Origin of the sequence: Actinophytocola sp. (assembly GCF_036555685.1) — a bacterium.
In the GTDB taxonomy this organism is placed as follows: domain Bacteria; phylum Actinomycetota; class Actinomycetes; order Mycobacteriales; family Pseudonocardiaceae; genus Actinophytocola.
On the sequence record NZ_DATBKY010000232.1, the window covers coordinates 37782 to 49787 of the forward strand.

Sequence of the window (12006 nt, forward strand, 5' to 3'; positions counted from 1 at the left end):
GAGGTCATCGGTGACGAAGCAGCGCACCCACGCCGCCCGCGAACTTGAACTCCGGCTCGCCGCCGAAGGACGCGATCACCTCGGCGCCCGACATGACGGCCGCCACCGGCAGAGCCTCGTCGGCGCGTATTTCGCCGCGGTCGGAGACGCCGACGTCGTGCAGCGCCTGCCGCGAGGTGGCCACCATCGTGTGCTCGGTCGCCGTCCACACGGTCCGGTCGTCGAGGGTCTGCGCGTCGATCAGGAGGACCGACACATTGCCGTCGCGCAGCGCGCCGGTCGTATCCGGCAGTCCCTCCACGGCGAGCCCGGGCGAGCCGGAGGCCGAGTGGAGGCGGTCGAGCATCTCGTCGAGCTCGGCGCGCCGCCGGTCTGCCAGCAGCTCGGTGATCGCGCTGTCGACCGTGTGGTGGCTGGGATCCTCGGCGCGGCCGTGACCGATCTCCGCGACGAGGTGCCGCACGTTCTCCGGCAGCGCCTCGCGCAGCTGCGACCGCGCTCGCGGGTCGCCCGCGACGGCGACCAGGCGCGCGCCCGTCCGGCCGGCGAGGCTGGCGACCTCGGCGGCGACGTCGGTCACGTTGCGGCGCACGGTCTCCTCGGCGCGCCGCTGGATGTTGAGATGCGCCCAGCCGCCGGCGCGTACTTTGTGGACGGGGTGGTCGCGGCCGGCGACCTCTTCGGTGAGCATCGAGCCGTTCGCGTCGACCGCGAGCAGGTCGGCGCCGGTCTGGTCGATCGCGACGGCCACATGGGGAACCTCGTTTCCCCGCCAGTCGGCGAGCGGCAGCAGGTACGGCATGGACGACACGCGGACGGCCAGCTGGGCGGGCGGTTCCGCGAGGTACTCGTCGACGAGAACGCCGTCGGCCGTCGCCACGAGGAGCCGGCCGGCGCGTCCGACGGCTGGCGGCCGGTCGATTGCCTCCGCCAGCACGTCGAGCACCGCCTCGGACGCCTCCAGCGCGGCGAGCCCGTCCTGCGCGGCCCGCCACCGGAGCTCGGTCAGCTTCGCGGCGTCCTCCGTGTCGTGGCTCGCGTCCAGGTAGACCGAGGCGAACGGTCCCTCGTGGGACAGCGTGTCGCGCAGTTCCGTCAGGTTCGCCATGTCTCCTCCGCGATGGTCACGGCCGCAGCAGCACCTTGATGGCGCCGTCCTGCTTCTTCTGGAAGATGTCGTAGCCGTGCGGTGCCTCGGTCAGCGGCAGGGTGTGGGTCGCGAAGTCCTCGGTACCCAGCGGATCGCCGTCGCCCGTGACGAGCGGGAGTACGTCGTCGACCCAGCGGCGGACGTTCGCCTGACCCATGCGCAGCTGGATCTGCTTGTCGAACAGCTCCATCATCGGCAGCGGGTCGACCATGCCGCCGTACACGCCGCTCAGCGAGATCGTGCCGCCGCGGCGCACGGTCGAGATCGCCGCGAACAACGCACTCAGCCGGTCGATGCCGGCTCGCTCGGTCAGCTTCGCGGCGACGGCCTTCGGCAGCATCGTGGTGAGCTGCTGGGCGAGCTTGCCGAAGGGCGAGCCGTGCGCCTCCATGCCGACCGCGTCGATGACCGAGTCCGGGCCGCGGCCGCCGGTGAGGTCGCGGATCGCCCGCGCGACGTCGGAGGTGTTGCGCAGGTCCACGGTCGTGACACCGCGGCGCTCGGCCATCGCCAGCCGCTCCGCGACCAGGTCGACGCCGATCACCTGGCCGGCACCGAGGTGCTGGGCCACGCGGCAGCTCATCTGGCCGATCGGGCCGAGGCCGAAGACCGCGACGCTGCCGCCGTCCGGGATGTCCGCGTACTTCACGGCCTGCCACGAGGTGGGCACCACGTCGGACAGGTACACGAACCGCTCGTCCGGCGGGCCCGCCGGCACGGGGATGGGACCGTAGTGCGCCTGCGGGACCCGCAGGAACTCGGCCTGACCGCCGTCGACCTGGCCGTACAGCTTCGTGTAGCCCAGCAGCGCCGCGCCCTTGCCCTGGCTGCGCACCTGCGTCGTCTCGCACTGGGACTGCAGCCCCAGGTCGCACATGAAGCAGTGGCCGCAGGAGATGTTGAACGGGACGACGACGCGGTCGCCCGGCTTGATGTGGGTGACCTCGGCGCCGACCTCCTCGACGATGCCCATGGGCTCGTGGCCCAGCACGTCGCCCGGGTCGATGAACGAGCCGAGGGTCTCGTACAGGTGCAGGTCCGAACCGCAGATGCCGGTGGTGGTGACGCGCACGATCGCGTCGGTCGGCTCCTGGATGCGTGGGTCGGGCACGGACTCGACGCGCACGTCGCGCTTGCCTTGCCAGGTAACGGCTTTCATGCCTTCCTCCGGGTTCCTACCGCTTGGCCGTGCCGGGCGCGGACATCTTGCGGTGCATCGCGGTCATGAGCCGGTCCGGCAGCACCCGGCCGGCCACCGACTGCACCTTGTTGCGCACCGAGCCCGTGACGATGTGGTCCTTGCCGGCGAGGAGCGCGTCGACGGCCTGCCGCGCGACCTCCTCGGCGGGGTCCTTCGGGCCCGCGCCGATCTTCGTGTCGGTCATGCCGGCCCGCTCGAAGAACCGGGTCTCGGTCGGTCCCGGCATCACGGCGGTGACCGAGATGCCGCGCCCGCGCAGCTCCTCGCGCAGGCCCGGCGCGAACGACTGCAGGAACGCCTTCGAGGCGTGGTAGACCGTCTGGAACGGTCCCGGCGCGGTGGCCGCGATCGACGAGGTGAACAGCAGCCGGCCGCTGCCGCGGTCCACCATGGCCGGCAGCAGCAGCTTCGTCAGTTGCACCGCCGAGCGGACGTTCAGGTCCACGACGGCGAGCTGGTCGGCGAGCGCGGTGCCGGCGACGAAGTCGCCGCTCACGCCCACGCCGGCGTTGAGCGCCAGCACGTCCACGGGCCGGTCCCGCACCTGCGTGGCGAACCGCTCCACCTCCTGCGGGTCGCGGAGGTCCGCGCGGGTGGCGGTGACCTGCGCCCCGAGCCGCTCGCAGTGCTGGGCCGCCTCGGTGATCGCCTCGTCCTCGGCGGTGACGATCAGGTCGTGCCCGCGATGCGCGAGCTCACGGGCCAGCTCGTAGCCGATCCCGCTCGACGCGCCGGTCACGACGGCGAGTGGTCGTGCGTTCATCGGAATGCTCTCCTCCTGGTCGCGTCTTGGTCGCGTTGCCCGGGGGGCTACCCACGGTGTGACGGCCTACTCTGATCATCGGCGCGACTTCCCTTCGAGCGAGAGAGCACCCATGGTCAGCGAGAACGCCGCCCGGCTCGCGGTTCTCATCGACGCGGACAACGCCCAGCCCTCGAACGTCGAGGGGTTGCTCGCCGAGGTGGCCAAGTACGGCACCGCGCACGTCAAGCGCGCCTACGGGGACTGGACCGGCACGAACCTGAAGGGCTGGAAGGACCAGCTGCTCGCCCAGTCGATCCAGCCGATCCAGCAGTTCGCGTACACGAGCGGCAAGAACGCCACGGACGCGGCGATGGTCATCGACGCGATGGACCTGCTGTACTCCGACCGGTTCGACGGTTTCTGCATCGTGTCGAGCGACAGCGACTTCACCCGGCTGGCGGCGCGGCTGCGCGAGTCCGGGCTGACCGTGTACGGGTTCGGCGAGCGCAAGACGCCCAAGCCGTTCGTCGCGGCCTGCGACAAGTTCGTCTACGTCGAGAACCTGGAGAGCCCCGCCGCCGCGGCCGACGCCGTGCCGAAGCCCCAGCGTGCCCTCTCGGCCACGCAGCTCAAGCGGGACAGCGCGCTGATCAACCAGCTTCGCAACGCGATCGAGGCGGCTTCCGACGACGACGGCTGGGCGCCGCTCGGCTCGGTCGGCAACCTCATCACCAACCAGCAACCCGACTTCGACTCCCGCAACTACGGGTACTCCAAGCTCAGCGACCTGATCTCGGCGACCACGCTGTTCGAGCTCGAGCGCCGCAGTCCCGGGGACGGCAAGCCGGGGATCCTCTGCGCCCGCGACAAGCGGCGCCGACCGGGCAAGCGGGCCGGTAAGTAGATCGCCCGGAACCGGTTCCGGAAAATCCTTGACACCGCCGACGACCTCGGGCCACTCTCTGTGAGAGCGCTCTCCCGATCCCCTGCTTCTTCGGGAAGTGGTTGCTGTCAAAGGAGATGGCCGATGAGCTTTCGTCCTCCTTCCGTGCTGCGCGGGTTGCGTCTCGGCGTGCTCGCGGCGTCGTTGGTCGTGGCCGGAGCGGTCGCGGCCCCGCCGGCCGGGGCGGCCGCCGAGAACCCCGGGGCCGCGGCGGCCTGCGCCGGTGACAACCTCGCGCGAAACCACCCCGCGACCGCCTCCTCCACGGAGAACGGCGCCACGCCGGCAAGCGCCGCCGTGGACGGGAACACCGGTACCCGCTGGTCGAGCGCGTTCAGCGATCCGCAGTGGCTGCGCGTGGACCTCGGCGGCACGGTGACCGTGTGCCAGGTCGTGCTGAACTGGGAGGTCGCGTACGCGAGGGCGTTCCAGATCCAGCTGTCGGCCGACGCCACCAGCTGGACCACGATCTACTCGACCACCACGGGCACCGGCGGCACGCAGACCCTCGACGTCACGGGCGCCGGGCGCTACCTGCGGGTGCTCGGCACGGCGCGTGCGACGCCGTACGGCTACTCGCTCTGGGAGCTCTCGGTCGTGGGGACGGGCGGTGGCGGCGGCCCGCAGCCGGACGAGTTCTGGGGCGACACCAGCTCGATCCCGTCGGCGCGGAACGTCCTGATGGTCAAGGTCCTCAACCGCACCAACGGGCGGTACCCGGACAGCCAGGTGTACTGGAAGTTCGACAACCAGGTGCACTCGATCGCCGAGCAGCCCTACCTCGACATGCCCGCGAACTCCGCCGGCCGCATGTACTTCTACCTCGGCTCGCCGGATGGCCCGTACTTCGACTTCATCGAGTTCACCGTGGGGCCGGACGTCTTCAACGGCAACACCACGCGGGTCGACGCGTTCGGGCTGAAGCTCGCGATGCGGCTGCACGCGCACGACGGGTACGACGTGCAGGTCGGCGAGGACCAGGCGACCTTCGCCGAGGACCGGTCGGTGACGTTCCAGAAGTTCGTCGACGCGGTGCCGCCCGAGTTCGACGTGCTCGCGCGGACGCAGGCGCCGTACCGGATCATCGCGCCGGGCAGCGACCCGTCGTTCCGGCCGGGCGGCGCGAACGCGAACTACTTCACCGCGTACGCGAGCTCGGTAGGCGTCAACGAGTCCACTTCGAACATCTTCGGCTGCGCGGGAAGCATGGCGGGCAACCCGAACATGTGCGCCGCGCTCAACCGGCACACCGCACACCTGCCGCCGTCGCAGTGGCAGGACCCGGCGAGGTTCTACTCGGCCGCGCCGGCGAACTACTACGCGAGGTTCTGGCACGACCACGCGATCGGCCGGCTGGCCTACGGCTTCCCGTACGACGACGTCGCGGGCCAGTCGTCGTTCGTGTCGCACGGAGATCCGCAGTACCTGCTCGTCGCTGTCGGTTGGTGAGTGCGTGCCGGCCGGTTCCGGCCGGCCGGCACGCCGTTCACGGGTGGTTCGCGAGCCGGAGACGCGGTTCGTCTTCGGCGGTTCCGCATATCCGGGGCCCGCCGATCGGGCAAGATCGGGCGCTGGGATCATGCTGCGGTATTTCGCGTCCACCCCACGGAGAGGAAACCCGCGTGGACCGCTCCGTGCTGGACCGGATCGTGGACAGACCTGCCCCGGGCACCACCGTGCCCCGCAAGTTCCGGCCCGAGCTGCAGGGGTTGCGCGCGCTCGCGGCGTTCCTCGTGGTCGTCTACCACGTCTGGCTGGGCCGGATCTCCGGTGGCGTCGACGTCTTCTTCCTGATCTCCGGCTTCCTGATCACCGGGCAGCTCTACCGGGCGCGGTCCCGGGGTGCGATCGAGTTCCGGCCGATGTGGGGCCGGATGATCAAGCGGTTGTTCCCCGCCGCGCTGACCGTGCTGGCCGCGGTGATCGCGCTGAGCCTCGTGCTGCTGCCGGAGTACCGCTGGTTCCAGACCGTCCGCGAGGTCGTCGCGGCGGCGCTGTACGTCGAGAACTGGCAGCTGGCCGCCGACTCGGTCGACTACTTCGCCCAGCACAACACCGCGAGCCTGGTCCAGCACTACTGGTCGCTGTCGATCCAGGGCCAGTTCTACGTCGTGTGGCCGCTGCTCGTGGCCCTGGTCGGGCTGGTCGCCGCCCGCTCCCGGCTGGACCTGTGGTGGTCGTTGCTCGCGACGATGGCGATCGTGTGCACCGGTTCGCTCGCGTTCTCGGTGTACCTGACCACGGCCGACCAGCCGCTCGCGTACTTCCACTCGGCGACCCGGATCTGGGAGTTCGCGCTGGGCGGGCTGCTGGTGCTGGTGATCGACCGGGTGGTGCTCCCAAAGCCGGTCGCGCTGGTGCTGGGCTGGGCCGGCGTCGTCGGCGTCGCGATCTGCGGGTTGGTGCTGCGGGTCGGCAGCGTGTTCCCCGGCTACCTCGCGCTGTGGCCGACGGTCGCCGCCGCGCTGGTGATCGCGGCCGGGGCGACCGGCAGCGCGTTCGGCGCGGACCGCTTCCTCAGCTCCCGGCCACTGGTCTACCTCGGCAACCTGAGCTTCGCGCTGTACCTGTGGCACTGGCCGATCCTGCTGCTGTACCTGGTCGCGCGTGATCGCCCGGCGGTCGGCCCGCTCGGGGGCGCGTTCGTGATCGGCGCGTCGCTGCTGCTTGCCGTGCTCACCTACCACTTCGTCGAGGAGCCGGTGCGCCGGTCGGCCATCGGCACGCAAACCCGGTGGGGCGCCTACCGGTTCGGCGTGCTGACGCTGGCCGTGCTGCTGGCCATGGCGGGCGGCTGGCAGCTGTACGGCAAGCAGCAGGCCGCGAGCTCCGCGGTGAGCGCGGACAACCCGCTGTACCCGGGCGCGCAGGCGCTGCGGGACGGCCGGCTGCTGCCGGTCCGCAAGGCGAAGCCGGCGCCCGCCTACGTGGCACTGGGCGACGACTGGATCGTCAACGACTCGGCCACGTGCACCAGCTCGGCCCGCAACGCCGAGCTCAGGATCTGCCCGACCGCGGAGCCGGCGCCGGTCAAGCGGATCGTGCTGATCGGCGAGTCGCACGCCGAGCAGTTCCTCGGCGCGTTGCGGCCGTACGCGCAGACGCGTCACTGGCAGGTGCTGTCGATGCTGCGCGGCGGCTGCCCGTTCGCGCTGCCGCCAGGTCCACCGACCGATCTGGACGCCGGGTGCGTGCGGCGGAACCGGGACGCGATCGCGGAGATCGTCGAGATGCGCCCGGACGCGGTGGTCACCGTCGGCAGCCGGGAGGTCCGGCGCGGGCTGACGGAGAACATCCCGTCGGGTTACGTCGAAGCGTGGCGGCAACTCGCGGCGCACGACATCCCGGTGATCGCGCTGCGGGACAACCCGCGGTTCACCAGGCCGCCGGTGACGTGCGTGCAGAACAAGGGCGCCGACGCCCCCGCGTGCGCCACCCCGCGCGCCCACCTGTACGCCGACCCGAACCCGTTCGACACGCTGCCCAACCGCCCGGAGGGCGTGTACTTCGTGGACACGAGCGACTACTTCTGCGACGCGTCCACCTGTCCGCCGGTAATCGGCAACGTGATCGTCTACATGGACGACAACCACATCAGCGGCACCTACATGGCGACGGTGGCCCCCGCACTGGGCGCGGACATCGAAGAACTTCTCCGCTGGGACTAGCGCCACTTCGCCCGCTCTCCGCGTCTGTGCGGGGTCGATGTCTACTCGTGATCGCCGGCGGGCAACGGGTTCCGCGCGGTCTTCCGTCTTCCCGGCACCGGAAGACTTCGGGAGGACCCATGAACCGCAGGCTCGTCGGCCTCGGACTCGTGCTGGGCGTGGCGCTCGGCCTCGCCACGGCGTGCACTGGTAGCTCGGGCACGTCGGCCGACAGCGCCGCCATGCCGTACGAGGCGGAGAGCTCCGGTGGCGGCCAGCCGAAGTCGGCGGGGGACAAGGGAGGCGCCGCCGAGGACCAGGACGCCGGCCAGCCGGGCGTGGACAGGTCGCTGGTGCGCACGGCGACCATCGAGCTGGCGGGCGCCGACGTCGGCGAGATCGTCGACCGCGCGCACGACGTGGCGGCCACCGAGGGCGGCTACACCGGCCGGGAAGACGTTCGCGCCGAGTCCGCGACGCTCACGCTGCGAGTGCCCGCGGACCGGTTCGACCAGGCGCTCGACAAGCTGTCCGACCTCGGCGAGGTGATCAACCGGAGCCAGTCCACAGAGGACGTCACCGAGAAGGCCGTCGACCTCGACAGCCGGGTCGCCACCCAGCGGGCAAGCGTCGACCGTGTTCGCGCGCTGCTGGCCAAGGCGAGCACGGTGGACGAGATCGTGCGGATCGAGCAGGAGCTGACCACCCGCGAGTCGGACCTCGAGTCGCTCGAGCAGCGCCGGCAGGCGCTGGCCGGTCAGGTGGCCATGTCCACGGTGAGCCTCAAGGTCGGCAAGACCGCCGCGCCACCGCCGCGGCAGGAGGAGGCGAGCGGTTTCCTCGCCGGCCTGTCCGCCGGCTGGGGCGCGTTCCTCGACGCCGGCGCGGTCACGCTGCGGATCGTCGGCGCGCTGCTGCCTTTCCTGCTCCTGCTCGGCGTGCCCGCCGTGCTGGCGCTGCGCTGGTGGCGCCGCCGCCGCACAACGCCGACGACGGCGACGACGGCGCCGGCGGCCCAGCAGCCGTGAGGTAGGGGTCAGGCGTCGCGTGGCGCGCGCGGTCGAGCGGGCGGGGGACCGGTCCGGCGGAAGGCGCCGGGGGCGGCTCCGTGTTCGCGGGCGAAAGCCTTGCTGAACGCGGCCGCAGAGCTGTAACCCGTGCTCGTGGCGATGGCGTGGAGGGTCTGGTCGCCGTCGCGCAGCAGGGTCGCGGCCTTGCGCAGGCGCCAGCGGGCGAGGTACTGCATCGCCGGCTCGCCGACGAGAGTGGTGAACCGGGCCGAGAACGCCGAGCGGGACATCCCGACCTCGGCGGCGAGCTTGGCGACCGTCCACGGCGCGGCCGGGTCGTCGTGCATGAGCTGTAGCGCGGTTCCGATGGTCGGGTCGACGAGCGCGCGCAGCCAGCTCGGCCGCTCCGTGGGCAGCGCGGCGAGGTGGCTGCGGAGAACGTAGACGAACAACGCGTCGCAGAGCCGGTTCAGTACGGTCGTCATGCCGGGCCGGCCGGCTCGCGACTCGTAGCTGAGCATCTTCACGGTCTGGGCGAGCCATGTTCCGCTGTCGGTCGCCTGTTCGCGGGCGTGCAGCACCGCGGGCAGCGCGTCGAGCAGGACGTCGCCGCGCGGGTCGGCGAACTCGAACCAGCCGCAGGCGAGCTGGGTGGTCGGCGCCGCGCCGCGCTCGGCGGCCGCCGGCCGGTCGCCGACCCGGCAGAACGCTCCACTTGCGACCATCTCCGCGATGTCCCGGGCCGGGGTGGTGGGCGTGTCGCGCAGGACGTGTTCGCGGCCCGGCGCCAGGACGACCACGTCGCCGCTCTCCACGGTGATCGGCTCGGGCTCACCGGCCACGCTCAGCCAGCCGTGGCCCCGGGTGACGACGTGGAACGCCAGCTGCTCGGCCGACCGCGCGCGGATGCCCCAGGGTGGTGCGAGCTCGGTCTGGAACAGCATGCCGCTGTCCACCCGCATGGTCTCCAGCACGTCGTCCGGCACGTGGACATCGGCGACGACGTCTTCCGCGACGGCATGGCGCAAGCCGGATTCCCCGCCCCGCTGGTCGAGATGCGGTCGGAGTACTGCGCCGCGGTCCGGGCCGGCACCGTCGACGTCGTCACCGACGACGTGGCCCGGCTCCTGCGCCGGCCCGCTCGCGACTACCGAACCTGGGCGGCGGCGAACGCGGCCGCGTTCGCCGCGCTCACCGCCAACCCCAGCCGCTGAGGAGGTCGACCGAGATGAACGGCAAGACGGTGCTCATCACCGGCGGGGCAGGCGGCATCGGCCGGGCCACCGCGCACGGGCTGGCGGCGCTGGGCGCACACGTCGTGCTGGTCGCCCGGGACCCGGCCAAGGGCGACCGGACGGTCACCGAGATCCGCCGCCAGGCCGGCAACGACGACGTCGAGATGCTCGTGGCCGACCTGTCCTCCCAGGCGTCGGTGCGCGCGCTGGCCGGCCAGGTCGAGGCGCGCCTGCAGCGGCTGGACGTGCTGGTCAACAACGCCGGCGGGTTCTGGGCCACCCGCAGGACCACTGTGGACGGTCTGGAGCACACATTCGCCGTCAACCACCTGGCCCCGTTCCTGCTCACGAACCTGTTGCTGGACAAGCTGAAGGCCAGCGCGCCCGCCCGCGTGGTCACGGTCAGCTCGGGCGCGCAGGCGATGGGCCGGCTGAACTTCGACGACCTGCAGGGCGAGACGGGCTACAGCGGCCAGACCGCCTACAACCAGTCCAAGCTCGCCAACGTCATGTTCTGTTACGCGCTCGCGCGGCGGCTGGCGGGGACCGGCGTGACGTCCACCGTGCTGCATCCCGGTGTCGTGCGGTCGAACTTCGGCAAGGACGACCCGACCCCGGCGATCAGGTTCGTCATCACCTGGTTCAAGCCGTTCCTGAAGTCTCCGGAGCGCGGCGCCCGGACGTCGATCCACCTCGCGAGCTCACCCGAGGTGGCGGGCGTGACCGGCGAGTACTTCTCCGGCAAGCGGGTTCGCAGGTCCGCCAAGTTGAGCCACGACCTCGCCGCCGGCGAACGCCTGTGGCACGAGAGCGAACGGCTCGTCGGCCTGCCGGTCACGCCCTGACTCACGCGACGGTGACGCCACGGGGCATCGGCAGCCACAGCTTCGACCTGGGGCAACGGCGCCGTCACGAAGACGGTGGCGCAGGCGGGTACGAGCGAACAGAGCACAAGACGCTTTGAGCCCAGCCTGATTGCATCGCCTCGAGCGGTCGCGTGTCACAACTCGCCGGTCCTCCCCAGGAGGAGGACGTGTGCGCGCGGTCGAGCTGGATACTGGATCCTTATGGACGAGAGCCTCGACGACGTGGCGATCAACGTGCGGAAGGCCAGGAGCAGCCGCTGGGCGGGCAGGCGGCTCGCGAACAGCGACGCGACCTGGGCCTACCTCGAGGCGGGGCAGCGCCTGGTCGAGCGGGAGCTCCTGGGGGACGTCGAGGCGGACAAGCTCACGTTCCGCCCGCTCGCCACGCTGACCGGGCACGAGATCGTCGAGGAGGCGCTGGCGAACGGGCGGCGGCTGGCGCGGAAACCGACGCGTGCGATGTTCCGCGACCGGTGGCCGATCTTCCGCGACTACATGAGCGACCTCGTCCGGTTCGTGCTGCGCGGCCGCAACTCGCTGACCAACCGCGTGCTGGACGACGGCTCCCGGGACCGCCTGCGCGGGACGGCGAGGTTCAGCGCGGCGGTCCACGAGGTGGCCTACCACGACATGAAGCTGGTGCACGGAGATCCGGCCGCGATCAGGTTCCAGTACCTCATGACCGGGCTCGCCGACTACGACGAGGGCATCCGCGAGGCGCTCGCGCGGGTGTACGAGAACTCCTTCGCCTACTGGCGGTCCGCGTACCAGACGATCCTCGACGCCCGCGCGGTGTCGCTGCGGCCCGGCCTCACGCTCGACGAGTTCACGATGATGCTGACGAGCATGGCCGAGGGGCTCGGCCTGCGGCACATCGGCGCCGCCGGGCAGAAGGTGATCGACCACCACCGGCGCCGGGCCCTGCTCGGCAAGGCGGTCAACCTGCTGATCGCCGGCGCGATCGACCCGGGGGACGGCCGCAAGGTCGAGGACGTCGTCGACGAGCTCATGGCGGTCGAGCCGCCGCCGCAGCGCTCGCGTACCTCGAAGCTGGCCGCCCTGCGCGCCCGTGCCGCGCGCCGCCTCGGCCCCAGGTGAAGATGCCGGACCTCTGTGTCGATTCGACAGTCGGAACCGACCGTCTCCGCGAGCTCGCGGTGGTGAACCACGCCGTCTCGGTCAGCCTCGAGAAGAGGTGAGCGCGGACCG

The 12006-nt window shown here is 71.5% G+C and carries 11 protein-coding genes; 7 read left to right on the top strand and 4 right to left on the bottom strand.

All coding sequences use genetic code 11. The features are described from left to right. Positions 1-4: 4 nt before the first annotated feature. From VH969_RS22345 to VH969_RS22355, 3 genes are read right to left on the bottom strand one after another with little or no spacing between them, the layout of a single operon-like run. Positions 5-1108: an Rv2629 family ribosome hibernation factor gene (locus VH969_RS22345; RefSeq protein ID WP_331977315.1), complete on the bottom strand. Its 1104-nt coding sequence runs from the start codon at positions 1106-1108 to the stop codon at positions 5-7. A 16-nt stretch (positions 1109-1124) separates the two neighbouring features. After that, positions 1125-2309: a zinc-dependent alcohol dehydrogenase gene (locus VH969_RS22350; RefSeq protein ID WP_331977317.1), complete on the bottom strand. Its 1185-nt coding sequence runs from the start codon at positions 2307-2309 to the stop codon at positions 1125-1127. A gap of 16 nt (positions 2310-2325) precedes the next feature. Further along, the gene (locus VH969_RS22355; RefSeq protein WP_331977319.1) at positions 2326-3114 is read right to left on the bottom strand and encodes an SDR family NAD(P)-dependent oxidoreductase; all 789 of its coding nucleotides are present in this window, start codon (positions 3112-3114) and stop codon (positions 2326-2328) included. Positions 3115-3226: 112 nt separating this feature from the next. Between VH969_RS22355 and VH969_RS22360 the strand changes: the two genes are divergently transcribed. From VH969_RS22360 to VH969_RS22380, 4 genes are all read left to right on the top strand, one after another. Then, positions 3227-4000: an NYN domain-containing protein gene (locus VH969_RS22360; RefSeq protein ID WP_331977321.1), complete on the top strand. Its 774-nt coding sequence runs from the start codon at positions 3227-3229 to the stop codon at positions 3998-4000. A 123-nt stretch (positions 4001-4123) separates the two neighbouring features. After that, entirely contained in the window at positions 4124-5488 is a 1365-nt protein-coding gene (locus tag VH969_RS34575; RefSeq protein WP_414638603.1) for a beta-1,3-glucanase family protein, read from the top strand. A gap of 173 nt (positions 5489-5661) precedes the next feature. Then, a complete protein-coding gene (locus VH969_RS22375; protein WP_331977323.1) occupies positions 5662-7707 on the top strand; it encodes an acyltransferase family protein in 2046 nt (681 codons plus the stop codon). Between the two features lie 119 nt (positions 7708-7826). Continuing rightward, on the top strand, positions 7827-8714 hold the full coding sequence (locus tag VH969_RS22380) for a DUF4349 domain-containing protein (protein WP_331977325.1): 888 nt from the start codon (positions 7827-7829) through the stop codon (positions 8712-8714). Between the two features lie 8 nt (positions 8715-8722). On the opposite strand, the gene VH969_RS22385 is transcribed toward VH969_RS22380, so the two are convergent. Next, entirely contained in the window at positions 8723-9682 is a 960-nt protein-coding gene (locus VH969_RS22385; protein ID WP_331977327.1) for an AraC family transcriptional regulator, read from the bottom strand. Between VH969_RS22385 and VH969_RS22390 the strand changes: the two genes are divergently transcribed. The 3 genes from VH969_RS22390 (at position 9683) to VH969_RS22400 (ending at position 11895) form a co-directional block, all read left to right on the top strand. Next, positions 9683-9910, top strand: a complete 228-nt coding sequence (locus tag VH969_RS22390) for a hypothetical protein (RefSeq protein WP_331977329.1) — start codon at positions 9683-9685, stop codon at positions 9908-9910. Between the two features lie 14 nt (positions 9911-9924). Then, positions 9925-10776, top strand: coding sequence for an SDR family oxidoreductase (locus VH969_RS22395; RefSeq protein ID WP_331977331.1), 852 nt, complete (start codon positions 9925-9927; stop codon positions 10774-10776). Between the two features lie 222 nt (positions 10777-10998). Continuing rightward, positions 10999-11895: a hypothetical protein gene (locus VH969_RS22400; RefSeq protein ID WP_331977333.1), complete on the top strand. Its 897-nt coding sequence runs from the start codon at positions 10999-11001 to the stop codon at positions 11893-11895. The last annotated feature ends 111 nt before the right edge of the window (positions 11896-12006 follow it).